The 23,299-nt window shown below is 75.0% G+C and carries 19 protein-coding genes; 6 read left to right on the forward strand and 13 right to left on the reverse strand.

Annotated elements, in window-relative coordinates; all coding sequences use genetic code 11:
• Nucleotides 1-914 (forward strand): hypothetical protein (locus tag JHAT_RS31615; RefSeq protein ID WP_253195673.1); only part of this gene is annotated, 914 nt, incomplete at its 5' end.
• A gap of 146 nt (nucleotides 915-1,060) precedes the next feature.
• On the opposite strand, the gene JHAT_RS31620 is transcribed toward JHAT_RS31615, so the two are convergent.
• Nucleotides 1,061-1,672, reverse strand: a complete 612-nt coding sequence (locus tag JHAT_RS31620) for a TetR/AcrR family transcriptional regulator (protein WP_077801720.1) — start codon at nucleotides 1,670-1,672, stop codon at nucleotides 1,061-1,063.
• A 281-nt stretch (nucleotides 1,673-1,953) separates the two neighbouring features.
• Between JHAT_RS31620 and JHAT_RS31625 the strand changes: the two genes are divergently transcribed.
• Both JHAT_RS31625 and JHAT_RS31630 read left to right on the forward strand, forming a co-directional pair.
• On the forward strand, nucleotides 1,954-2,790 hold the full coding sequence (locus tag JHAT_RS31625) for a phosphatase PAP2 family protein (RefSeq protein WP_077801721.1): 837 nt from the start codon (nucleotides 1,954-1,956) through the stop codon (nucleotides 2,788-2,790).
• Complete coding sequence (locus JHAT_RS31630; RefSeq protein WP_107482084.1) at nucleotides 2,787-3,809, forward strand: hypothetical protein; 1,023 nt, start codon at nucleotides 2,787-2,789, stop codon at nucleotides 3,807-3,809. Before JHAT_RS31625 ends, JHAT_RS31630 begins: the two co-directional genes overlap by 4 nt.
• A gap of 29 nt (nucleotides 3,810-3,838) precedes the next feature.
• Here JHAT_RS31630 and JHAT_RS31635 read toward each other — a convergent pair whose 3' ends face one another.
• Nucleotides 3,839-5,893, reverse strand: coding sequence for a phosphocholine-specific phospholipase C (locus JHAT_RS31635; protein WP_077801722.1), 2,055 nt, complete (start codon nucleotides 5,891-5,893; stop codon nucleotides 3,839-3,841).
• A 174-nt stretch (nucleotides 5,894-6,067) separates the two neighbouring features.
• Here JHAT_RS31635 and JHAT_RS31640 point away from each other — a divergent pair, with 174 nt between their 5' ends.
• Nucleotides 6,068-7,363 (forward strand): MFS transporter, encoded by a 1,296-nt coding sequence (locus tag JHAT_RS31640; RefSeq protein ID WP_171991153.1) that lies wholly within the window; start codon nucleotides 6,068-6,070, stop codon nucleotides 7,361-7,363.
• Nucleotides 7,364-7,433: 70 nt separating this feature from the next.
• On the opposite strand, the gene JHAT_RS31645 is transcribed toward JHAT_RS31640, so the two are convergent.
• From JHAT_RS31645 to JHAT_RS31690, 10 genes are all read right to left on the reverse strand, one after another.
• The gene (locus tag JHAT_RS31645) at nucleotides 7,434-12,479 is read right to left on the reverse strand and encodes a DNA-binding protein (RefSeq protein WP_077801736.1); all 5,046 of its coding nucleotides are present in this window, start codon (nucleotides 12,477-12,479) and stop codon (nucleotides 7,434-7,436) included.
• Between the two features lie 41 nt (nucleotides 12,480-12,520).
• Nucleotides 12,521-13,390 carry a DUF4132 domain-containing protein gene (locus tag JHAT_RS31650; protein WP_077801724.1) on the reverse strand — a complete coding sequence of 290 codons (870 nt, stop codon included), beginning with the start codon at nucleotides 13,388-13,390 and terminating at the stop codon, nucleotides 12,521-12,523.
• 417 nt (nucleotides 13,391-13,807) lie between these two features.
• On the reverse strand, nucleotides 13,808-14,803 hold the full coding sequence (locus JHAT_RS31655) for a LacI family DNA-binding transcriptional regulator (RefSeq protein WP_077801725.1): 996 nt from the start codon (nucleotides 14,801-14,803) through the stop codon (nucleotides 13,808-13,810).
• A gap of 46 nt (nucleotides 14,804-14,849) precedes the next feature.
• Nucleotides 14,850-15,524, reverse strand: coding sequence for a GntR family transcriptional regulator (locus tag JHAT_RS31660; RefSeq protein ID WP_077801726.1), 675 nt, complete (start codon nucleotides 15,522-15,524; stop codon nucleotides 14,850-14,852).
• Nucleotides 15,521-16,522: a proline racemase family protein gene (locus JHAT_RS31665; RefSeq protein WP_077801727.1), complete on the reverse strand. Its 1,002-nt coding sequence runs from the start codon at nucleotides 16,520-16,522 to the stop codon at nucleotides 15,521-15,523. Before JHAT_RS31665 ends, JHAT_RS31660 begins: the two co-directional genes overlap by 4 nt.
• Before the next feature lie 11 nt (nucleotides 16,523-16,533).
• Nucleotides 16,534-17,424, reverse strand: coding sequence for a dihydrodipicolinate synthase family protein (locus tag JHAT_RS31670; RefSeq protein WP_077801728.1), 891 nt, complete (start codon nucleotides 17,422-17,424; stop codon nucleotides 16,534-16,536).
• Nucleotides 17,421-18,803, reverse strand: coding sequence for an NAD(P)/FAD-dependent oxidoreductase (locus tag JHAT_RS31675; protein ID WP_077801729.1), 1,383 nt, complete (start codon nucleotides 18,801-18,803; stop codon nucleotides 17,421-17,423). Before JHAT_RS31675 ends, JHAT_RS31670 begins: the two co-directional genes overlap by 4 nt.
• The gene (locus JHAT_RS31680; protein WP_077801730.1) at nucleotides 18,793-19,116 is read right to left on the reverse strand and encodes a (2Fe-2S)-binding protein; all 324 of its coding nucleotides are present in this window, start codon (nucleotides 19,114-19,116) and stop codon (nucleotides 18,793-18,795) included. Before JHAT_RS31680 ends, JHAT_RS31675 begins: the two co-directional genes overlap by 11 nt.
• Nucleotides 19,113-20,264, reverse strand: a complete 1,152-nt coding sequence (locus JHAT_RS31685; protein WP_077801731.1) for an FAD-binding oxidoreductase — start codon at nucleotides 20,262-20,264, stop codon at nucleotides 19,113-19,115. Before JHAT_RS31685 ends, JHAT_RS31680 begins: the two co-directional genes overlap by 4 nt.
• A 107-nt stretch (nucleotides 20,265-20,371) precedes the next feature.
• Nucleotides 20,372-21,031: a hypothetical protein gene (locus JHAT_RS31690; RefSeq protein WP_171991154.1), complete on the reverse strand. Its 660-nt coding sequence runs from the start codon at nucleotides 21,029-21,031 to the stop codon at nucleotides 20,372-20,374.
• A gap of 231 nt (nucleotides 21,032-21,262) precedes the next feature.
• On the opposite strand from JHAT_RS31690, the gene JHAT_RS31695 reads away from it, so the two are divergent.
• Entirely contained in the window at nucleotides 21,263-21,919 is a 657-nt protein-coding gene (locus tag JHAT_RS31695; RefSeq protein ID WP_077801732.1) for a helix-turn-helix transcriptional regulator, read from the forward strand.
• 152 nt (nucleotides 21,920-22,071) lie between these two features.
• Nucleotides 22,072-22,290, forward strand: a complete 219-nt coding sequence (locus JHAT_RS31700) for a hypothetical protein (RefSeq protein WP_077801733.1) — start codon at nucleotides 22,072-22,074, stop codon at nucleotides 22,288-22,290.
• 66 nt (nucleotides 22,291-22,356) lie between these two features.
• Here the strand turns inward: JHAT_RS31700 and JHAT_RS31705 are convergent, their stop codons facing one another.
• Entirely contained in the window at nucleotides 22,357-23,037 is a 681-nt protein-coding gene (locus tag JHAT_RS31705) for a 4'-phosphopantetheinyl transferase (protein ID WP_077801734.1), read from the reverse strand.
• Between the last annotated feature and the right edge of the window lie 262 nt (nucleotides 23,038-23,299).

A 23,299-nucleotide genomic window follows, 5' to 3' on the forward strand; every position in this document is an offset into this window, starting at 1 on the left:
CGCCCGGGCCGCACGACACCGCGCCCGGGCCGCACGACACCGCGCCCGGGCCGCACGACACCGCATCCGGGCCCTACGGCGCCGCGCCCGGGCCGTACCCGGTGCATCCGGGCTATCCGGGGTATCCCGTCCAGCCGCCGTCCGGACGGCGGCGCGGTCTGCGCACCGGGATAGCCGTCGCGGCGACCGTGGCCGTCCTGGCCGGCATCGGCGCCGGCGTGTACGTGCTGGCCGACGACGGCTCGACCGGCAACACCGCGGGGTCCCGGCAGCAGGAGGGACCCGGTCCGCGCGACGGGGACGGCCCCTTCGGCGATCCGGACGACGGCGGGAGCGGCTCCTCGCCCGCGCCGGACTCCCCGGACCGGTCGGAGCCGCCCACGATCGACAGCGGGTCGGTCCCGGACCCGGTCAGCGGGATCAGCCTGCCCGTTCCGGACGGCTGGTCGGGGCAGCAGCTGTCGGTCGGCGCGGCGGTGACCTCCGACGACTCCTACAAGTGCCCCGGCGACACCTCGGCGACCTGCACCAAGGGCGGCGCCTACTCGGCCCCCGCGATGGTGCTCGGCACCGAGGGCACCACCGCCGAGGAGGTCGCGAAGGCGGACATCGAGGCGAACGCGGAGGAGTCGTACGGCGGCAAGTCCTACGGCGGGATCACCTCGCACCAGGAGCTGGCCTCGAAGGCGGTGACGGTCGCCGGCCAGAAGGGCTATCTGGTCCGCTGGAAGGCGGTCACCAGCAAGGGCGCCGACGGGTACGTGGAGTCGCTGGCCTTCCCGTCGCCGGCCGACGCGAAGCGCATCGTCGTCGTCCGCTTCGGCGTCGACGCGGACGGGCCGCAGACGGTGATCGACGAGATCACCGAGGGCATCGAGGTGTCCTCCGGCGGGGGCAGCGGCCAGGACGTCTGACCGCCCCCGGAACGTCGGTCGGCCGGGTGGGGCGCCCTTCCGCTCAAAGGGCGCCCCACCCGGCCGGGGGTGCGCGCCGCCCCCGTCCCCACGGTGCGGCGCGGGCAGGCCACCGTCCAGTCATCCCGTGGACGGCGGCCTGAGTCTCAGGGCAGGCCGAGGGCCGGCAGCACGACGGCCTCCACGAACCGGACCAGGTACTCCGCGTCGGCGTACTCGCCCTCGATGACCGGCCGCATCCGCAGGGCGCCGAACATCTGCGCGGGCACGAACTCCAGCGCCGGATGGCCGGCGGAGACCTCGCCCCGTTCGACCCCGCGCCGCAGGATCTCCCGCAGCGAGGCGATCTCCGGCTCGACCAGCGCCTCGCGCAGCGCGCGCTGGAGCTCCGGGTCCTGCATGACCGCGTGGCCGAGCGCCTGGAGCAGCGTGTCCTTGCCGGACCACTCCCCCGCGGCCCGGGCCGCCTGGCGCAGGTCCTCGGCGAGCGAACCGGTGTCGATCCCGGCGAAGCGCACCCGACGGCTGGAGCGCAGGGCCGCCGCCACGAACTGCGGCTTGGTCTTCCACTGCCGGTAGAGCGTGGACTTGCTGCACCGCGTGCTGGCGGCGACGCCCTCCATGGTCACGGCGTCGTAGCCGCACTCACGGATCTGTTCGAGCACGGCGTCGAAGAACTCCTGCTCACGCTCGGGCGTGATCTTGGAGCGGCGCGAGCCACCGACCGTCTCGGATCGGTCCGCGGCCTGCGACGTCATGCTCTGCTCCTCACTCGGTTCAGCGGCACTGCGGCAAGGGTCGAGGGACCCGTGTTCCCGTGTGTCGTCGGCCTGTCGATACGCCAGTGTACCGGTACCCAACCGTATCGGTACACCGCCGTATCGGTACAACGGCGTATCGGTACACTGTCGTATCGGAACGGAATCGTATCGATGAGAACCGTCGCACGCCCCCGCACCGACGACTCCGCCGCCCCCGGCGGGTCGCCGGTCCGGCCGGCACCACCGCACGCACCACCGTCAGTGAAGGGGCCCCGGGGATGAATGCCCGCACCTGGCCTGCAGAAGCGGAGCCGGACGCGCCCGCGCGCCCGCCACTCGTCCGTGAGCTCCTGCTCGTGGCGGGGCTCTTCCTCGTCTACAAGTTCGGCCGTCGGCTGGCGACGGGCCACACCGCCGAGGCCTTCCGCAACGCGCACCACGTGTGGGACGGGGAGCGCGCCCTGCGGCTGCCCGACGAGGGCACGGTGCAGTCCCTGCTGCTGCACGGCGACTGGCTGGTCCACGGGGCGAACACCTACTACGCCGCCGTCCACTTCCCGGCCACCGTGGCCTTCCTGGCCTGGCTCTACCTGCGGCGGCCCGCCCACTACGTCTGGTCCCGCCGGGTGCTGGCGGCGGTGACCGGCGCCGCGCTGGTGCTGCACGTGGCCTTCCCGCTGGCCCCGCCGCGGATGCTGGGCACGGCGGGTCTGATCGACACGGCCCGGGTGTTCGGACCCTCGGTGTACGGTCCGCCGCGCGCCGACCACCTGTCGAACCAGTTCGCGGCGATGCCCTCGCTGCACTTCGGCTGGGCGCTGATGCTGGCGATCGGACTGATCGTCGCCGGCCGGTCGCGGTGGCGGTGGCTGTGGCTGCTGCACCCGCTGGTGACGCTCCTGGTGATCGTGGGCACCGCGAACCACTACTGGCTCGACGTGTTCGTGGCGACCGCCCTGCTCGGCCTCGCCCTCGTGGCCGTACGGCCGCCGCACGCGACCCACGGGGCCGACGGCGTCCGCGGGACTCACCGGCCCCGTCGTGCCGTGCCGCGGCGGCGCCCGGCCGTGCGGCACGAACCGGAGCCGCACGAGCTGGTGGGGGCGGGCCGGTGAGCGCCGCGCTGATCGCCGTCCTGCTGTCCCTGGTCTCGGCCGTCGCCTACGCCGCCGCGGCCGTGGCCCAGGAGCGGCTGGCCGCCCGCAGCTCCGGGGCGGGCGCGCTGCGGATGCTGGGCAACGGTGCCTGGTGGTGGTCGGTGGCGCTCAACGCGTCGGCCGCGCTGCTGCACGTCGTGGCCCTCAGGTACGGCCCGCTCACGGTGGTCCAGCCGCTCGGCGCGCTCACCCTGGTCGCGGCGGTGCCGCTGGGGGCGCGGTTGGCGGGTCGCCGGGTGAGCGCGGTCGAGTGGCGGGGCACCGGGCTGACGCTGCTCGGGCTGGGCGCGCTGCTGCTGGCGGCGTCCGGACCCGCGCCCGACGACGTGCTGAGCGTGCCGGAGGCGCTGACGGTCTCCGGCGCGACGGCGGCGCTGATCGGCCTGCTGTCGCGGCCCGGCGCCCGGCCGGGCCTGCGGCACGCCACGGCGTCCGGGACCGCCTCCGGGGTGGCCTCGGCGCTGACCCAGACCGTCACGGTCGCCGTGACCGACCGTTCGGGTCCGCTGCTCGACGTCCAGGTGATCGGGGTGGCGGTGCTGGTGGCCGCCTTCGCGGCGGGCGGGCTGCTGCTGTCCCAGACGGCCTACCGGGGCGGTCTGGGCGCCCCGCTCGCGGTGGTGACGCTGGCCAACCCGGCGGCCGCCGCGGTGATCGGGGTGTCGCTGCTCGGCGAGCGGCTGCGCGGCGGCCCGGCCGGGGTGCTGCTCGCGTTGACCGGGGCGGCGCTGGCCGGCTGGGGCGTGGTCCAACTGAGCCGGGCCACACCGACGCCGGCCGGCGACCGGCTTCCGCCGACCGCCGAACGGCCTCCGGTGGCCGCCGAACAACCTCCGGTGGCCGCCGTCGTGCCGGGACCGGATCCGGAGCCGGAAGGGGGGCCGGCGGGGGCGGAGCCGGAGAAGAGGCCGGTGGGAGGGGGCCGGTGGGGGCGGAGCCGTTGCCGGTGCCCCGGCAGCCGAGGCCGGGGCACCTGACTCCGCTGTGACGCCCGCGCCCGCGCCGCCTACACCGTGGCGATCGCCGGGTCGCTCACTCCCGGCCGCCCGTTCTCCACGTGCCCGGCGAAGCGCCGCAGGAACGCCGGGTCGCCGATCGCGGTGACGGTGAGGTCGTACCAGCGCCGGCTCCTCGCCAGGTCGACGGTGTGCCGCACGGTGGCGCCGGGGCGCACGGTGACCGTCCGGCCCGGGCCGCCGTAGCCGTCGGCCAGCCGCAGGCGGACCGTGCCGGACCCGGCGTTGGTGAAGGTCAGCCGGACGTCGTCGCCGGTGTGCCGGGCGGTGACCTCGGGCCCGGCGGTCCTGTTGCCGCCCCGGAAGACGCGCAGGAAGCCGTTGGGTCCGTGCACCGTCAGGTCGTAGGCACCGCCCGAGTACACCGAGTTCCAGGTGTCGGCGATGCTCTTGCCGGCCTCGGTGGTGTACGTCCAGGGGCCGTCGCCGCGGTTGCCGGAGGTGACGAGGAAGGCGGCGCCGGCCCGGGCGCCGGAGGCGAAGGTGAGCGTGAACCTCCCGGCCGCCGCGTCCACGGCGCCGTCCACGTGCGGGGCGTAGCGCAGCGGGCGCGCGGGGCGCGGGCCGCGCTCCTGGCGGGGCATGTCCGGGTCCGCCGGGGGCGTCGGGCGGTAGTCCGGGTGGCGTTCGCGGTCCTGCGGCTCGTAGGCGCCGGTGTCCGGCAGCCGGGCGGGCCGGCTGTCCGGGCGGGAGAAGTCGAACGCGGAGGTCAGGTCGCCGCAGACGGCGCGCCGCCACGGCGAGATGTTCGGCTCGCGCACGCCGAAGCGGCGCTCCATGAACCGGATGACCGAGGTGTGGTCGAAGGTCTCGGAGCAGACGTAGCCTCCCTTGCTCCACGGCGAGACGACCAGCATGGGCACGCGCGGGCCGAGTCCGTAGAAGCCCTCGGTGTGGGTGGCGCTGCCCTGGAAGACGTCGAGGGACGCGTCGACGGTGGACAGGCCCTGCGCGGCGGACTTCGGCGGGAGCGGCGGCACCACGTGGTCGAAGAAGCCGTCGTTCTCGTCGTAGGTGATGAACAGGGCTGTCCTCGCCCAGACGGCCGGGTTGGAGGTGAGCGCGTCCAGGACCTGGGAGATGTACCAGGCGCCGTAGTTCGAGGGCCAGTTGCCGTGCTCGGAGAAGGCCTCGGGGGCGGCGATCCAGGAGATCTGCGGCAGCTTCCCGGCCTTGACGTCGGCGCGGAGCCGGTCGAAGTAGCCCTCGCCGTTCTTCGCGTCGGTGCCGGTGCGGGCCTTGTCGTACAGGGGGTCGCCGGGCTTCGCGTCGCGGTACTTGGTGAAGTACAGCAGGGAGTTGTCGCCGTAGTTGCCGCGGTAGGCGTCGCCGATCCAGCCCCAGGAACCGGCCGCGTCCAGGCCGTCGCCGACGTCCTGGTAGATCTTCCAGGAGATCCCGGCCTCCTCCAGCCGCTCAGGGTACGTCGTCCAGTCGTAGCCGGCTTCGTCGTTGCCGAGGACCGGGCCGCCGCCCTTGCCGTCGTTGCCGGTGTGGCCCGACCACAGGTAGTAGCGGTTGGGGTCGGTGGAGCCGATGAAGGAGCAGTGGTAGGCGTCGCAGACGGTGAAGGTGTCGGCGAGCGCGTAGTGGAAGGGGATGTCCTCGCGGGTCAGGTACGCCATGGTCGTGGTGCCCTTGGCGGGCAGCCAGCGGTCGTACTTGCCGTTGTGGTAGGCGGCCTGTCCGTCGGGCCAGCCGTGCGGCAGGCCCTGCAGGAACTGCATGCCGAGGTCGTCGGCCTCGGGGTGGAAGGGCAGCACCTCGGTGCCGTCGGCCTTGGTCTGGTGCCACACCGACCTGCCGTCGTCCAGGGTCACCGGGTGCGGGTCGCCGAAGCCGCGGACGCCGCGCAGCGTGCCGAAGTAGTGGTCGAAGGAACGGTTCTCCTGCATCAGGACCACGATGTGTTCGACGTCCTCGATGCTTCCCGCGCGGTGGTTCGCCGGGAGCGCGGCGGCCCGCTCGATGCTCGCGGACAGCGCGCCGAACGCCGCGCTTCCGCCCGCGAGTCGGAGGAAGCGGCGCCGGTTGACTTCGGGCATGGGGTGGGAAGCCTCTCGCCTCGGGGGTTCGGGGGCCGTGCCGGACCGTGGCGGGCCGGTGACGGAATGCGCGCGAAAGGAGTGTTCCAGGAGCGCCGAACGTCAGGGAAGGGGCCGGTGGCGCTGATGTGAAAGTCGTCGGTACGGGGGGTGTGCCGGGTCCGCCGGGCGGGGATGGTCGCGACCATGACAGCGATGCACACGGTCTCCCCGTCGACCCGACGGCCCGTACGCCAGCTCCTCGCCGCCTCGGTGGGCAACGCCGTGGAGTGGTACGACTGGTACGCCTACACGTTCCTGGCCACCTACATCGCCGACCAGGTCTTCCCGAAGGGCGCGGACAACTCGCTGGTGCCGCTGCTGTCGACGTTCGCCGTCTTCGCGGTGGGCTTCTTCATGCGGCCCGTCGGCGGGCTGCTGATGGGCGCGATCGCGGACCGGCGCGGGCGGCGTGCCGCGCTGACCGTCACCATCCTGCTGATGGGCGGCAGCAGCCTGCTGGTCGGGCTGACCCCGACGTACGCGGCGGCCGGTGTGCTGGCCCCGGTGGTGCTGGTCGTCGCGCGGCTGCTCCAGGGGCTGTCGGTGGGCGGCGAGTTCGCGGCGTCGACGACCTTCCTGGTGGAGTCGGCGGGGCCCGGCCGGCGCGGTCTGTTCTCCAGTTTCCAGTACGTCTCGACCACGGCGGGGCAGTTGGTGGCGTCCGGGATCGCGACGCTGCTGGTGGACACGCTGAGCGAGGGCCGGATGAACGGCTGGGGCTGGCGGGTGCCGTTCGTGTTCGGGGCCGTGCTCAGCCTGGTCGGCTTCTGGATCCGGCAGGGCGCCCAGGAGACCCGCAGCACCGAGCAGCAACGGGCGCCGGGTCCCGGGCTGTTCGAGGCCCTGCGCCGCCATCCGCGCGAGTCGCTGCTGATCGGCGGCATCACGGCGGGCGGCACGATCGCCTACTACACGTGGACGTCGTACCTGCCGACGTACGCCGAACTGAACGCGGGCGTCGCCAAGTCGGACGCGCTGCTCGCCGGCACGATCTCGCTGGCCTTCTTCGGGCTGCTCCAGCCGCTCGGCGGCATGCTCTCCGACCGGTTCGGGCGCCGTCCCCTCCTGCTCTTCTTCGGCGTGGGGTTCGCCCTGCTGAGCGTGCCGCTGCTGCACGCCCTGCGCGACTCGTTCGCCGTGCTGCTGCTGGTGCAGTGCGCCGGCATGGTCCTGCTGACGGGCTTCACCTCGATCAGCGCGGCCGTCAACGCGGAGATCTTCCCGCCGCGGGTGCGGGCGGCCGGCATCGGCTTCCCGTACTCGCTCACCGTCGCCCTGTTCGGCGGCACGGCCCCGTACGTGGGCACGCTGTTCAAGGAGCTGGGCCACTCCGGGCTCTTCCCCTGGTACGTCGCCGTGCTGTGCCTGCCGTCCTCGCTGGTGTACCTGCGGTTGCCGGAGACGGCGCACAAGGAGCTGGCGCGGTGACCGGCAGGGCGGGGTGCACCCGGCCGGCGGAGGGACGGCCGCACGCGGCGGCCGTCCCTCCGGGCGGGACTCAGCGGCGGCGCCCGCGCGGTCGCGGCACCTCCGGTTCCTCCGGCCGCGGGCCGTCCCCGTCCCGGACGCGCCGCCAGGCCTCGCGGTAGAGGCCGGCGACGGGGCGGGAGGGCACGACGACGCCCAGGACGGGTGTCTCGCCGTCGAGCAGGTCGTACAGCGGCAGCTTCCACCGCTCCAGCGGGAGGTGCGGGTTGGCGAGCTGCGCCCACCCGCCCGGCAGGAACAGCGAGCGTCCCGCCTTGGGGCGACTGCCCTCCAGCACCAGGTCGGTGGCCGCGAGTTCGGCGCGGGCGGCGCGGAGCCGGGCGGTTCCCCCGCGCTGTCCGCCCCAGCCGGTCCAGCGCGCGACGTTGCGGTCGGTGGGGTCCGGCATGGCGAGCAGCATCAGGTAGAGGACGGCGGCGTCCCCTCCGAGGCCGTACCGCCCGGCCACCTCGTCGACCAGGTCGGGCACGGAGCGGGCGGGGTCCTGCGGCCACCACGACCCGTCGGCGTCACGCTCGCCCGCCACCGGGGTGCCGGGGTCGGCGAGCAGCTCGGCGAACCGCGGGTCGTGGACCAGGCGCAGGGCGGTCTCCTGGGCGTTGGGCCGTTCACCGGTGAACAGGGCCGTCAGGTGGGGGCCGTCGCCCGTGGTGTCCAGCAGGACCGGCCGGACGGCGGGGACCGGTTCGGGCCCCTCGGTGCCGAACAGGACGGCGCCGTGGCGCACGAAGTCGTCGCCCGTCTCGTCCGGCTCCCCGGCGGCCCGCCGGAACGCCTCCCAGTCGGCCCTCCGGTCGAGGCCGAGCAGCAGCCCGGGGTGGGCCAGCCGGTCGCGCAGCGCCGTCAGCACGCCGGGCAGGGCGGCCCGGATCGGGTCGCCGGACGGGAGGCGGTGGGCGAGCCACGCGGCCAGGGCCACCGCACCCTTCAGCGTGTCGTTGTCGAAGCCGGGCCTCTTCTCTGCGGACTCGACCCGGTAGTGGCCGAAGGTCCAGGTCAGGTCGCGGGTGAGCCGGGGCTCGGTGGCCAGGTCGGCGAAGCCCCGCAGGGCGTCGGCCGGTGCCCACCCGACGGGCTCGATCGTGCGGACCGCGTCGTGCAGCACCTCCTCGGGAAGCGGCGTGCGCCGGCCCAGCCGTTCGTTCCAGACCTCGGCCGCGCGGGCGGTGTCCGGGCCGTGCGTCCACAGCCGGGACGGCTCGACGGGCAGCAGCGCCGCCACGACGGCCCGCAGGGCGTTCATGTCGAGGGCCCTCAACTCGTCCTTGGCCACGCGGGCGTCGGCCGCCTTCACGCCGATGGTCTTCAGCGTCGCGGAGGGCACGGCCTGGCGCTTGTCGTCGATCTGCGGCATTCCGGCCAGCACGAGCCGGGCCGTGGTCGGGGTGACGCCGGTGAGCCGGGCGAACTCCTCGGCGGCCTCGGGGCGCCAGGGCGCCGGGCCGCGCTCGGCCAGCTCGGCCCGGAAGGCCGCGACCCAACCGGGCGCGCGGGTCGGCTCCGGTACGAACGGTTCCTCGGACACCAGGGTGTAGGGGGCGGGGACCTCGAAGCGGCCGGAGGGGTCGTGGAACACCGCGCCGTAGTGCTTCCCCCTTCCCGCGGCCGGGTCGTACTCGTTGACGATCCGGTACCAGTTGGCGGGGAAGAGCAGGAACGCGCCGCCGCCCAGGTCCAGCACGGCCGCCTTCGGATAACCCCCCACGGCGCCGGGCCCGTGGAACAGGGCGGGGTCCAGGACCACGCGGACCCGGCGCCAGTGGGCGGGGTCCAGCTCGGTCAGCGCCTGCGCGTCCAGTTCCGCCAGGTAAGCCTCGAGAGCCTGCCGGTGCTCCTCGACGGTGGCCTCCGAGGCGGCCCGCAGCGCCAGCACGACGGGCAGTTCGGGCAGCGCCTGCACGTTCACGCTCTCCAGCGGCCCGTTCTTGTCCAGGGACACGTGCACGGTGCCCGCGGGGACCGGCTCCGCCTCGCCGCGTGCCGAGCGGGCGAGCAGCTTCGGCAGGTCGAAGGCGTGGTGGAGGAAGTCGTGGAACCCGCGTTCGTCGCGTCCGGTCAGGCCGGTGCCGTTCAGCGCCGAGACGAGCAGGCGGTCGCCGATCGCGGGACGGGGCTCCTGCGGGGTCTCGCCCTGGACCGCCGAGTCGAGCCGGGCGAGCGCCGCGTCGAGGATGCGCTGCTGCTCGGCGGCGAACCGCACCACCCCGGTGATGCCCGCGCGCAGGGCCTCGTGGCCGACCTGCGGCAACAGGGTGCCGATCAGGCCGGGCAACGCCTCCCGGTCGTCCGCGCCGTCCCCGGGCGCCTCCGCCACGGCCGCTGCCAGCAGTGCCGCCGCGGTGTCCTCGTCGACCCGGCGCAGCGCCGCGGAGCCCTGCGGGTCGCGGGGCCGGAGCAGGTGCCAGTACCGCAGGGGCGGCAGCAGGGCGGTGCCCGCGCTGAAGGGGCCGGCCGTGTGACCGCGGGTGACCTCGGCGACCACCGCGCCCTCGGGATCGAGCAGCCGGATGTCGCTGCTCGACCACCGCATCACGGTGAGGGGCCGGTCGGTGCCGGGGAACACCAGCGCGTGCTCCGGGCTCCCGCCCACTCCGGGCGGCACGACGACCGAGCGGCCGGCCAGGTCCTCGCACCGCCGCGAACCGTCGGGCAGCGTGAGCACCCGCCAGCCGAGCACTCCGTCCACCGGGGCGCACACCGGACCCGGCTCGGCGGAGGGGACGGGCAGCAGCCAGGCGGTGCCGAGGATGCTGCCCTCCGGTGCGGTGCGCAGGCCCTCGGCGAACCAGTCCGGCCATCCGGGCTCCCCCACCGTGTTCCCGGCCGGGTCGTACGCGTGCCAGGCGCTGTTCACGCCGTTGGCCCGGTCGTCGACACACACCCAGTACGACGTGCCGTCGCCGATCACCGGCCGTCGGGCGGGTATGCGGGTGGTGTCCCCCCGGCGCAGCACGCCGTGACCGGTGGTCCGGCCGCCCCCGGGCAGGGGGAGGGAGGCGGGAGGCATGCCGTTCATCCCGCCGGTCCCGTCCGCCGCGCATGCGTAGCCGTAGCGGACGTCGCCCTCGACCGGCACCGGTGACGAGGCGTCGGCGTCGCTGTCGGCGCCGTACCAGTAGCCGTGCGTACTGGACGTGGAGAAGGTGTACCAGGTGACGAGCAGCCCGCCGTCCACGTACCGGAGGTCGAGGTGCATCCGGTCCACCCCCTCCGGGAGGCGCAGTTCGTGCGCGAGGACCGTGCCCTCCGGACCGATCACCCGGACCCGTGTGCCGTTGCGGACGATCAGCTGGGGCCAGGCCTCGCCCACCCGCACGGCGCGCGCCGCCTCCGGTGACTCGGGTGAGCCCACCGCCTCGTCCCAGGCGGGCCAGCCCAGCTCGTCGAGGATCCCGGTGCGCAGGGTGCGGGCGAGCGCCGGGGCCATGCCGGTGGCCAGCGCTTCGCGCACCGCCTTCTCGGCGGTCGCCAGGACCTCGCCGGGCAGCCATTTCAGCGTCTCGAACGGGCCGGAGTGCGCGGCGAATCCGCCCAGTTCCGTGGTGAGGTACCTCCGGCTGACGTCGGTCACCCACTCGGCGAGCATCACTCGTCCGCCGGGCGAACCGGCCAGGGCGGTGACGGTGCGTCTGTCGGTGTTCTGCCGCTCGTAGGTGGGGCAGCCGCGGCGGAAGGCCGCGCGGAAACGGGCGTCGGCCTCCAGGGCGAGGAGGTCGCGCCGCCGGTCGCGGGCCGCCCAGCCCTGGAGGTTGAGCCGCGAGCGCTCCTCGGGGTCGGCGACCGGGATGCGCAGGGCCAGGAGCTGGTCGAGGAGGTCGACGTCGCCGGCCGGGAGCGGCAATGCGGTGCCGTCGGCGAGCAGTTCGGCGCGGAGTGCGTCGGCCATGCGGTCGACGAGCGGGTACAGCTCCGCCGGTGCGAGCCGCCCGTCGCCGGTGCGGCACAGGTCGAGGAACCGGCGCGTCCAGCCGGCCGTGCCGTCGGGTGAACGCTCCTCGGCGGGCAGGCCGGCGTCGCACAGCCCGGTGGTGGCGCCGGACGTGTCCAGCAGGTCCAGCCACTGGGGCAGTTCCTCCTGCTCCCACTCCGTGGGCAGCAGCCCCAGCAGGGTGCCGCGGACGGCGGGCTCCCGCCGGGTCAGTTCCAGCAGGGCGGGGCGGTGGGTCTTCCACCAGCCGGGCGGTGCCTTGGCCGTGCCGGGCAGCGGCAGCATCTCGCGCAGGTAGGCCATCTCCTCGGCGAGCGCGTTCTTGCCCGCGACGGCCTTCGCCAGTCTGCGCAGGTCGGCCGCGCCCGGACCGGACGGCGGCACGCCGTGCGACGCGAGCCGGACGAAGAGTCCGCGCAGATGCCGGAACGCCGTGGCGGCCGGTACCCGCGACGACAGCCCCTTGGCGTAGCCGGAGAGGATCTTCGCCGGCACGGCGTCGGCCAGGGCGAACTCGAGGAACACCGCGTCCATGCGCGCCTCGTCGAAGGGCAGCGCGTGCGCCGTCTCCGCCTTGCGCGCGTCGACGAACATCTGAGACGCGTAGGCCTTCTGGTCCGCGGCCAGGAAGACCCGGCCGGCCTGCTCGTAGAAGGTCGGCAGGAAGTGGGGCACGGAGCCGGCGAGCCGCTGCCCGATGGACTCGTAGGTGGCGCGGGCCTTCTTGGGGCGCGATCTCACCGTCCGCGCGACCCTGTCCATCTCCTCGACGAGGGACAGGGCCAGGTGGCCGTCCGAGGGGTGACGGGCCAGGATCCATTCGGGGAAGCCCATGGCCCGGGGTCGTCCGAGGCCGACCTCCACCGGCTCGCCCTCGGGTTCGAGACCGAGGAAGCCGGTGCCCGGCTCCACGCCCTGTTCCGCGGTGGTGAGGCGGACGACGATCCGGCCGTCGAGGCCGGGGTGCCGGTAGGCCTGGGTGAGCACGGGCACGGCCCGGTCGCCCGCCCCGGTGGTGCCCGGCGGCAGTACGGCGCCGGCGCGCAGCAGCTCCTCCGTCCGCTGCTCCTCCGCCCGCAGCTCGTCCGTCCGTGTCGTCGTCCCGCCCGGTGTCGTCGCGTCGTTCATGAAGCGGTCGCCTTCCGTGGGTGTCCGTGCCGCCATGCCGTTCACTCGCCGCCGTCCGCGGGCACCGCGCGGCCCGCGTGCAGGGCAGCGGCCATGCGCATGCCCTCGGACCAGGCCACGGGGCCCACGTCGGTCAGCGGGAGCGGGCGGCGCCCGTCCTCGTCGCGCCAGGTCAGGGCGCCGGTCCAGGCCCTGTCCTCGGTGAAGGGGTTGCCGATGTCGACCGAGGCGGTGAAGATCCGCCCGGCGTCCCGGATCCGGTCGATGGCGTTCGTGCCGGAGACCCGGTAGCCGAGGGACGTGGCGCGGGCGGAGAGGTGGTACCACGAGCCGTACTCGGCGCCCGCGAACTCGGTGACCGCGACGGCGCCGCCGTCGATCCCGTCGGGCTTGTGCCAGGTGGCGCGGTGGAGTTGGTCGACGCCCTGGGTCACGCCCGACTCGGCCGCGAACGCGCGGAGTTCCTCGAGGCCCGGGAGGAGGACCGGATGCGGCATGGTCACCGTCCGGGGCGTCAGGCGGACGGTCCCGCCGTCGGCCCTCACCAGCCGGAGCCCGCCCGAGTCGTCCGCGTCCCGCAGAAATCCGACGTCGTCGGGACCGTCGCCGGTGATGACGATGTCACGGAGCACCGCCCGCCACGCCTCGTCGGGCCAGACCCGGGCCAGCAGAGCGGCCGGGACCGGCAGCGAGGACACCATCCAGTGGGCGACCTGTGCGGCGCACTCGGCCGCGTGCCGGTCCAGCCACTCGGCGAACCGCTCGAGTCCGCTCACCTCGGGGTGGTCCCGTATCTCCGCCGGCAGCTCCCCGACCCGCTCGCCCGGTGACTCCCCCGACGCGGACCGGGCCACCACCCGCCCTTCCACCAGTGCGACTTCGTAGGTGTCGCCCGCTGCCAGCCAACCCATCGCTGCCTCGCCCCTCCCCTGTCCGGATCCGGCACCGCGCCCCGCCGACGGGGCCCAACGGCGTACCACGCCGTGCCGTTGATCGAAAGACTAGGGGCACCCACCGACAATCCCCGGCGCGCTCCTTCCGCGAGGGGCAACGGGCCGCCGGGGAGACCATGTTGATCCGCGTGTCCCGCTGTCGTGGCCGGCGGCTCGTGCCGGACCTGTGATCCTCGGGCCGTCGTCGCCCGGCCCGCGGGCGGAGGCGACGAGCGCGGGCGAGCAGACGCTCGGCGCGGCGGAGGCACGGCGAAATCCGGTACGTGACATCGGTCCCCCGGACAGGAGCGGTGGGCGTCGCAGCCTCACGTCCCCTTCACAGTGTCACGCAAAAAATCGCACATAATCTGTAATTATTCGACAAGCAGGCGCCCCTTAGGAGCGGGGCGCTTGCGCGGTCGATCCCCGTACCACCAGCTCGGGCTCGAACAGCAGCTCTTCGGCGGCGACGGAACCGCCGTTGATCTGCGCGTTCAGCAGCTCCACGACGGCCCGCCCCATGGCCTCGATGGGCTGCCGGACGGTGGTGAGGGGCGGCTCGGTGCAGTTCATCAGCGCGGAGTCGTCGTAGCCCACGACGGAGACCTGCGACGGCACGTCGAGGCCCTTGCGCCGGGCGGCCCGCACGACACCGAGGGCGAGCGGGTCGCTGGCGCAGATGAAACCGGTGACGCCCCGGTCGATGAGCCGGGTGGCCGCCGCGTGACCGCCCTCGATGGAGAACATGGCGCGCGCGACGTACTCGTCCGGCACCTGGCCGACGGACCGGGCGGCGGCCAGCTTGCGCCCCGAGGGCATGTGGTCGGCGGGGCCGAGGACCAGGCCGATCCGCTCGTGCCCGAGCGAGGCGAGGTGCCGCCACGCCTGCTCCACGGCCACCGCGTCGTCGCAGGAGACGCCGGGGAAACCGAGGTGCTCGATGCCGGCGTTGACCAGGACGACCGGGATGTTGCGTTCGGCGAGCCGCTCGTAGTGCTCGTGGGGCGCGTCGGCCTGCGCGTAGAGCCCGCCGGCGAACACCACGCCGGAGACCTGCTGCTGCAGCAGCAGGTCCACGTAGTCGGCCTCCGAGACCCCGCCCTTGGTCTGGGTGCACAGCACCGGGGTGAGGCCGAGTTGGGCCAGGGCCCCGCCGATGACCTCGGCGAACGCCGGGAAGATCGGGTTCTGCAGCTCGGGCAGGACCAGGCCGACCAGCCGGGCCCGCTCGCCGCGCAGCTGGGTGGGCCGCTCGTAGCCGAGCACGTCCAGGGCGGAGAGCACCGTCTGCCGGGTGGCCTCGGAGACTCCGGGCTTGTTGTTGAGCACCCGGCTGACCGTGGCCTCGCTGACCCCGACCTTCTTCGCCACCTCGGCAAGTCGTCGCGTCATGCGCGCAACGATAGCGCAAGTCGCGCAAGCCGTTTGCGTGCCGGTGTCAGGCGCCGGCCCACAGGCCCCGTACGTGTCCGAGATGCCGGGTCATCACCTCCCGCACCGCCCGTTCGTCCCGGGCGAGCAGCGCGTCGAGGATCTCCAGGTGCTCCCGGGCCGACGCCTCCAGCCGCCCCTGCGCCACCAGCGCCGTCAGCCCGTACAGCCGGGAGCGCCGGCGCAGGTCCCGTACGACCTCCACCAGGTGCCCGTTGCCCGCCAGGGCGAGCAGACCGAGGTGGAAACGCAGGTCGGCCCCGACGTACGCGACGAGGTCGCCGGCCACCGCGGCCGTGACGATCTCCTCGGCGACCGGGCGGAGCGCCTCGAGGGCGACCGGGTCGGCGGCGCCCGCCAACGCGACGGTGGTCGGGATCTCGACGAGCGAGCGGATGTGGGTGTACTCGTCGAGCTGGCGGTCGGAGACGGCGGTGACCCGGAACCCCTTGTTGGGGACGGTGTCGACCAGCCCCTCCTTGGCCAGGTCGAGCAGCGCCTCGCGCACCGGTGTGGCGGAGACGCCGAAGCGGGCGGCGAGGCCGGGCGCCGAGTACACCTCGCCGGGCCGCAGTTCGCCGGCGATCAGCGCGGCCCGCAGCGCGTCGGCGACCCGCTCCCGGTGGCTGGGCCTGCGGCCGCCCAGGTGGGGCAGGGACGGTCCGGTGCTGGTGGCGTTCACAGGACGAAGCCTGCCGGGAAGGGGTCCTCCGGGTCCAGCAGGTACTGGGCGGTGCCGGTGATCCAGGCACGGCCGGTGAAGCTGGGCAGGACGGCGGGGTGCCCGGCGACCTCGGTGGTGCCGAGCAGCCGGCCGGTGAACCGGGTGCCGATGAAGGACTCGTTCACGAACTCGGTGGCCAGCGGGAGTTCGCCGCGGGCGTGCAGCTGGGCCATGCGGGCGCTGGTGCCGGTCCCGCAGGGCGAGCGGTCGAACCAGCCGGGGTGGATCACCATGGCGTGCCGGGAGTGGCGGGCGGTGGCGCCGGGCGCGGTCACCTGGACGTGGTGGCAGCCGCGGATGGACGGGTCCTCGGGATGGACGGGCTCTCCCTGGGCGTTGACGGCGTCCATGAGCGCCAGACCGGCGGCGAGGATGTCGTCCTTGCGGGAGCGGTCGAAGGGCACGCCGAGCCGCTCCAGCGGCAGGATGGCGTAGAAGTTGCCGCCGTAGGCGAGGTCGTAGGCGACCGTCCGGCCGTCGGGCAGGGTGGCCTCGCGGTCGAGGGCGACGGCGAAGGACGGCACGTTGCGCAGGGTCACGGCCTTGGCCGCACCGCCTTGGACGGCCACCTCGGCGACGACGACTCCGGCGGGGGTGTCGAGGCGGACGGTGGTGACGGGTTCGGTCACCTCGACCATGCCGGTCTCCACGAGGACGGTCGCCACGCCGATCGTGCCGTGGCCGCACATGGGCAGGTAGCCGGAGACCTCGATGTAGACGACGCCCCAGTCGCAGTCGGGCCGGGTGGGCGGCTGGAGGATCGCGCCGCTCATGGCGGAGTGTCCGCGCGGCTCGTTCATCAGCAGCCGCTTGACGTCGTCGCGGTGTTCGCGGAAGTACAGTCGCCGTTCGTTCATGGTCGCGCCGGGGATGGTGCCGATCCCGCCGGTGATCACGCGGGTGGGCATGCCCTCGGTGTGCGAGTCGACGGCGTGCAGGACGAGTCTGCTGCGCACGGCGGGGCCCCTTACGCCAGTCCGGCCGCGAGGGCCTTCTCGGTGGCGGCGCGGACGGCGGCCTCCTGCTCGGGCAGCAGCGGCACGCGGGGCGGTCGGCAGACGCCGCCGTGGCGGCCCGCGAGGTCCATGGAGAGCTTGATGGCCTGGACGAACTCGACCCTCGAGTCCCAGCGCAGCAGCGGGTGCAGCTGCCGGTACAGCCGCCGGGCGGTGGCCAGGTCGCCGGCCGTCGCGGCGCGGTACAGCTCGACGCAGGAGGCGGGCAGGGCGTTGGGGTAACCGGCGACCCAGCCCTTCGCGCCCGCGAGCGCCAGTTCCAGCAGGACGTCGTCGGCGCCGACCAGCAGGTCGAGTTCCGGGGCGAGTTCGGCGATGCGGTAGGCGCGGCGGACGTCGCCGGAGAACTCCTTGACGGCCCGGACGTGTCCCTCGCCGTGCAGCCGGGCGAGCAGTTCGGGCACCAGGTCGACCTTGGTGTCGACGGGGTTGTTGTACGCGACGACCGGCAGGCCGGCCCGCGCGACCTCGGCGTAGTGGGCGACGACGGACCGTTCGTCGGCGCGGTAGGCGTTGGGCGGCAGGAGCATGACGGCGCCGCAGCCGGCCTCCCGGGCCTGCTCGGCCCAGCGGCGGGCCTCGGCGGACCCGTAGGCGGCGACGCCCGGCATCACCCGTTCCCCGCCGACCGCGGCGACGGCGGTCTCGACGACCCGGGCCCGCTCCTCGGGGGTGAGCACCTGGTACTCGCCGAGGGAGCCGTTGGGGACGACGCCGTCGCAGCCGTTCGCCACCAGCCAGGTGCAGTGCTCGGCGTAGGCGTCGTGGTCCACGCGGAGGTCGTCGGTCAGCGGGAGCGCGGTGGCGACGAGGACGCCGTGCCAGGGACGGTGGTCGCTCATGGGTGTCCTTCCTCCGGGGGTTTCGGCCGGGGCTCGGCGAGGACGCCGAGGGGTACGGGGCGGGCGAACGGCCGCCGGGAGGGGGCCGGTGCGCATCCGGTGAGGCCGGCGACGGCGGGGGCGCACATCCGCCCCTGGCACCAGCCCATCCCGGCCCGGGTCAGCAGTTTCACGGTGCGGACGTCGCCCGCGCCGAGGCGGCCGACGGCCTCGCGGACGGCGCCGGCGGTGACCTCCTCGCAGCGGCAGACGACGGTGTCGTCGGTGACGTGGTCGGTCCAGTGCGCGGGCGGCGCGAAGGCGGCGGCGAGGGCGGCGGCGGACGTCCGCAGCGCCGCGCGCGTCCGGGCGGCCGGCGCCCATTCCGCCGGGTCGGGTGCGGTGCCGCGCAGCCGGGCGGCGATCGAGCGTCCGGCGATGTGCCCCTCGGCGAGCGCGAGGCCCGCGCCGCCGATGCCGGTGGTCTCACCGGCCGCCCACACCCCCGGCACACCGGTGCGCTGCTCGGCGTCGACGGCCACCGTCGTGCCGTCGACGCGGCAGCCGAGGCCGTCGGCGAGGTCGGTGTGCGGGAGCATGCCGTGGCCGACGGCCAGGGTGTCGCAGGGCAGGTGCCGTTCGGTGCCGGGCCGGGCGCGGCCGTCGGCGTCGAGGGCGGCGACGGTGACGCCGGTCAGCCGGTCGTCGCCGTGCGCGCGGACGACGGTGTGCCGGGTGAGCGTGCGCACGCGGTGGCGCAGCAGCCGGGCGGCGTGTCCGGCGCCCTCGGGGAGCTTGCCGGCCAGGGCTCGGGCGTGCCGGGCGACGTGCCCGGGGGCGGCCGACTCGACGAGCGCCGCCACCCGCACGCCGGCCGCCGCGAGTCCGGTCGCCACGGGCAGCAGCAGCGGCCCGGTGCCGGCGACGACGGCGGTCCGGCCCGGCACCACCAGGGCGCCCTTGAGCAGGGCCTGGGTGCCGCCGGCCGTGAGGACGCCGGGCAGGGTCCAGCCGGGGAAGGGCAGGACGTACTCGTACCCGCCGGTGGCGAGCAGGACGGCGTCGGCGTGCACGGCGACCGGCTCGTCCTCGCCGGGTCCGCGCAGCGCGTGCACGGTGAAGGCGCCGGAGTGCCGCTCGACGCACCACACCTGATGCTCCGTCAGGACGCGTACGTCGCTCGCGGCGAGCTTGTCGCGCAGCCGCTCCCAGGTGCGCCATCCGTGGTGGAGGGCCCGGGGGCGCCGGGCGCCCAGTCCGGGGGCGGGCTGCCGGTAGTACTGTCCGCCCGGCGCCGCCGCCCCGTCCACCACCGTGACGCGCACGCCTCTCGCGGCCGCCGCCAGTGCCGCCGCGAGCCCGGCGGGCCCGGCGCCGACCACCGCGAGCTCAGTCCTCATGCCCGGTCCCGTCCTGGGTGCGGATCACGTCGCCCGGCCGCGCGGGCACCAGGCAGGCCCGCTGGTTGGGACGGCCGTTGACCGTGACCAGGCAGTCGAAGCACACGCCGATCCCGCAGAACACCCCGCGGGGGCGGCCGGCGGCCCGGGTGGTGCGCCAGGAGGTGATGCCGGCCGCCCAGAGCACCGCGGCGACCGTCCGGCCGGGCAGCGCCTCGATCTCGCGGCCGTCGAAGGTGACCGTGCCGGCGGGGCCGGGCCGGGCGCGAACCAGGCGGAGCGGGGTCGTGCGGCCTCCTCGGCGACGGTTCACGCGGGCTCCTCGGCGAAGCGGTCGGGGCGGAACGGGGTGAGGTCGAGGGCGGGCCGCTCGCCGCACAGGACCTGGGCGATCAGGTGCCCGGTACCGGTGGACAGGCCGATGCCCGCGCCCTCGTGCCCGCAGGCGTGCAGGAGTCCGGGCACCCTCGGGTCGGGGCCGATCGCGGGCAGGTGGTCGGGCAGGTACGGCCGGAAACCGGCGTACGTCCGCAGGGCCCGCACCCCGGCGAGGAACGGGAACAGGCGGATCGCTCCGGCCGCCAGTGCCCGCAGCGCCGGGAGCGACACCGACCGGTCGAAGCCGACCCGTTCGCGGCTGGCGCCGATGAGGACGGGGCCCGCGGCGGTGCCCTCCACCACCGGGGAGGTCTGCAGGTCCGCCGAGTCGCTGGCGACGTCGGCGACGTAGTCCGCGGCGTACACCTTGTGCCGTACCCGGCACGGCAGCGGCTCGGTGACCAGGACGTAGCCCCGCCTGGGCAGGACCGGCAGCCGCACCCCGGCCAGGGCCGCCACCTCGCCGCCCCAGGGGCCGGCCGCGTTGACGACCGCCGGGGCGTGCAGGTCGCCCCGGTCGGTGCGCACACCGCGCACGGCGCCGTCCGGGCCGCGCAGCACGCCGGTCACCGTGCGGCCGGTGTGCAGCCGGGCCCCCGACGCCCGCAGCAGGTGGGCCGCGGCCAGGGCCGGCATGACCTGGGCGTCCTGCGGGTAGTGCACGGCGCCCGCGAGGCCGGGGGCGAGGTGGGGCTCGAGATCGTGCAGCCGGTCCGCGGGGACGCTCACCGCCTGCACGCCGGCCGCCCGCTGGCCCGCGGCGAAGGCCTCCAGGCCGGCCAGCGCCCCGGGGGTGGCGGCGACGACGACCCCGCCCTTGGGCTCGTACTCGAACGCCCGGCCCGGGTCCTCGGCCAGTCGGCTCCACAAGCGGCCGGAGAGCAGGGCCAGTTCGAGCTCGGGGCCGGGTTCCTTGTCGGAGACGAGGAGGTTGCCCTCCCCCGCTCCCGTGGTGCCGCCGGCCACCGGGCCGCGGTCCACCACCGTCACGTCGAGCCCGGCACGGGCGGCGTACCACGCGCAGGCGGCGCCCACCATTCCGGCCCCGACCACCACGACATCGCAGGTCGGTGACTCGGTCACGTCAGTACCATGTCACACATCACACGGCGTGGGAACGGTGCCGCAGCGGCCTTCCAGGGACTCGTCCGGCCCGGCGCGGACGCGCTCGGTCCGTCGCGGGGACGCGCTCAGTCCGTCGCGGCGACCACTCTCAGGTGGGTGGCGGGGCGGCGGGCCCGGCCGGACCGCTGCGGGGTGCGGCGCGACTCGCGCAGGACCAGCGTCAGCCGGGTGTAGCCGAGTTCCCCCAGCGACCTGGGGGTCTCGACGACGACACGGCACTCGGTGACGCCCCGGCGCGGATCGGGGTGGTGCAGCGGCCGCACGGCGCCGTCGTGCTCGACGGCCTCCTCCCCGACGGCGCGGACCCAGTGCGGCAGGCCCTGCCGGTAGGCGGCCTCCATGATCGGGTCCTGGGCGATGTCCCGGCGGACGGACTGGAGCCCGGCGTCGTTCCCGTGCTCCTCCAGGGCGGCGGCGAACTGCGCCAGCATGGGCAGGCACCAGCTCGACTCGTGGTCCGCGAGCACCGCGGACGCGTCCGGGTGGAAGAGGACGAACCGCAGGAAGTTGTCGTCGGGCATGGCCGTCGGGTGCGGCCCCGCGCCCTGGAAGAGTGTCCGGAAGGCACCGTTGGCGAGGACCACGTCCCAGCGGTGGTCGACGACGAGGGAAGGGAAGGGGACGGCCTCCAGGAGGACGGCGTAGTCCTGGAGGTACGCCTGGGCGTCGGGGGTCGAGGGGGCGGGCCGCGGCGCCGGCCGCTGCCCTTCTGCCTGAAATGCCATCGGGAGGTCACCCCTCTTGCCTATGCGGCCTTCTCGCGGCGTCCCGATCCTGCTGCTCCGCGCGAGTTGTGTCAACTATCGTGGCATTCCATGGCTGTTGACGGCTGAAATAGGCCACAGTTGTGGCGATGCCTGGATGTGGGTTCGAACGGCAGGCTACTCTCCGGGAAGTTCTCGGCTGCCGCTTGTGAGAAGCCTGTGAGGCCTGTGAGAGACGTAGGAGATCTGTCGGTGACGGGTGGCTTCGAGGGTCCGGGGGCCAAGCCGGCGGCCGCGCTGCCGGCCGTGGTCGCCCGCGTCACCGCACTCGCGGACCGGCTCGGCGTGGCGCACGACGAGGTCTTCGACGTCGGCGCCCTCTCCGCCGCCTCCGGCGTCCCCGAGCCCGTGGTGGGGGCCCTGCTGAGCGGCCGGCCCGCGGGCGAGCCCGATGTGCAGGCACGGTTCGTGCAGCGGCTGGACCTGTTGCGCCGCACCCGGCTCAAGCCCAACGGCCGCAAGTACACCCAGCAGGAGATCGCGGACGGCGCCGGCATGTCCCGGCAGCAGGCGGGCGCCCTCATCAACGGCGACCGACGGCCCACCATGGAGCACTGCGACGCCATCCAGCGCTTCTTCCGCGTGCACGCCGGCTTCCTCACCGCCGAGGACCCCGAGGCGCTCGTGAACGCCCTGCAGCACACCGAGCAGGAGTTGCTCCAGCGGCTCGCCGACCGCGAGCGGGCGGACGCGGGTGCCGCCGACGATCCGCTGGAGCGGCTGCTGCGGGACCACGGCGTGCGGGGGATCGCCTGGCGGGCCGCCCAGCTGCCCACCGACCAGCACCGCGACAAGGTCGCCGAGTGGCTGGACATGCTCCTGGAGAGCGTCACGCGACCCGAGTCGTGAGCCGTGGGCGTCTCCGGGTCACCCGGCCGACGGGGCGGCCCGGACGGCGTGCGGCCCGGCGGGATTGTCAGTGGGGGGCGGCAAGCTGGTGGGAGCGCCACCGCGGTGCGGGGGCGCGTGACCGCCGACGCCGTCGTGGGGAGAGCCGACCGATGACCACCGCCGTACCGACCGACCGCGAGCGCACCGCCGTCCAGGCCTACCTGCGCCTGCTGCACACCGTCCAGGCCGGTTTCGACACGGCGCCCGGCCCGCCCGTCGTCCCGCCCTCCGTGCTCGCCGAGGCGGACCGGGCGCTCGCGGCCGCGGGTCTGGACGGGAACGAGGACGCCTTCTTCCGGCTGCTGGGGAGCTGGTGTCCGCGTCCCTGACGGCCGTCCGCCGGGGCTCGGACAACCGCCGGGCGGCGGGGACCGGCTTCCGCCCCGGGGCGCGCGTCAGTCGTGCGGGACCGTGATCGCCGTGGCGACCAGGCCCCGGCGTGCGGTCCAGCGGCCTTTGAAGCAGGTCAGCCGGCGCCCGCCCACCGTCGGCCCCGGTACCAGGAGGGAGGCGCGCAGCGCGCCGCGGCGGCCGTCGTCGGGGTCCACGGAGATCTCGATGTCGGCCTCCGAGAAGTCCAGCCACCGCCCGGTGAGGGGGAACCACGCCTTGTACACGGACTCCTTGGCACTGAACAGCAGCCGCTCCCAGTGCACGCCGGGACGTTCCGCGGTGAGGCGGCGCAGCCGCTCCACCTCGCCGGGGAGGGACACGGCGGGCAGGACGCCCTCGGGCAGCGGCCCGTCGGGTTCGGCGTCGATGCCGAGGGAGGCCAGATCGCCGGCGCGGGCCAGGGCCGCGGCGCAGTAGCCGTCGCAGTGGGTCATGCTGCCCACCAGGCCGTCCGGCCAGCGCGGTGCGCCGCGCTCCCCGGGCAGGACGGGCTGCGGGGGCACGCCGAGCTTCCGCATGGCCCGGCGGGCGCAGGACCGGACGACGGTGAACTCGCGGCGCCGTTTGTCGACGGCCCGCTCGACGAGGGGCTCCTCCTCGGGGTGGAGGGGCGCGTGCCCGGCGTCGTCCAGGTCGTGGGCCTCCACGGCGACGACCGTGTCGGGCAGCAGGTCCTCGATCACCGGGCCGTTTCCTTCCTGGGTGTGGGCGGGACGGGAGGGCGGTCGTCCCGGCGTCCCCTCCCGCCTCGGTGTGCCCGTGGACCGTGAGGGGCGGCGAGCGTGCACTCCCGCGTACGCGTCCGATCCGATTCGACCAGCACTTTACGTGGAGAACCTCTTCGCCGTGGCCGACCGCGGAGGCGCGGGCGCGGAGGCGCGGGCGCGGAGGCGCGACCGCGGAGGCGCGGGCGCGGAGGCGCGGGCGCGGAGGCGCGACCGCGGA

Origin of the sequence: Streptomyces sp. JHA26 (assembly GCF_002005565.1) — a bacterium.
GTDB lineage: Bacteria > Actinomycetota > Actinomycetes > Streptomycetales > Streptomycetaceae > Streptomyces.

Bases quoted from the DNA above. Each gene is read 5' to 3' on its own strand.
- JHAT_RS31620 (WP_077801720.1), bottom strand. From the start codon at position 1,672: ATGACGTCGCAGGCCGCGGACCGATCCGAGACGGTCGGTGGCTCGCGC.
- JHAT_RS31625 (WP_077801721.1), top strand. From the start codon at position 1,954: ATGAATGCCCGCACCTGGCCTGCAGAAGCGGAGCCGGACGCGCCCGCG.
- JHAT_RS31635 (WP_077801722.1), bottom strand. From the start codon at position 5,893: ATGCCCGAAGTCAACCGGCGCCGCTTCCTCCGACTCGCGGGCGGAAGC.
- JHAT_RS31640 (WP_171991153.1), top strand. From the start codon at position 6,068: ATGGTCGCGACCATGACAGCGATGCACACGGTCTCCCCGTCGACCCGA.
- JHAT_RS31645 (WP_077801736.1), bottom strand. From the start codon at position 12,479: ATGAACGACGCGACGACACCGGGCGGGACGACGACACGGACGGACGAG.
- JHAT_RS31650 (WP_077801724.1), bottom strand. From the start codon at position 13,390: ATGGGTTGGCTGGCAGCGGGCGACACCTACGAAGTCGCACTGGTGGAA.
- JHAT_RS31655 (WP_077801725.1), bottom strand. From the start codon at position 14,803: ATGACGCGACGACTTGCCGAGGTGGCGAAGAAGGTCGGGGTCAGCGAG.
- JHAT_RS31670 (WP_077801728.1), bottom strand. From the start codon at position 17,424: ATGAGCGACCACCGTCCCTGGCACGGCGTCCTCGTCGCCACCGCGCTC.
- JHAT_RS31675 (WP_077801729.1), bottom strand. From the start codon at position 18,803: ATGAGGACTGAGCTCGCGGTGGTCGGCGCCGGGCCCGCCGGGCTCGCG.
- JHAT_RS31690 (WP_171991154.1), bottom strand. From the start codon at position 21,031: ATGGCATTTCAGGCAGAAGGGCAGCGGCCGGCGCCGCGGCCCGCCCCC.
- JHAT_RS31700 (WP_077801733.1), top strand. From the start codon at position 22,072: ATGACCACCGCCGTACCGACCGACCGCGAGCGCACCGCCGTCCAGGCC.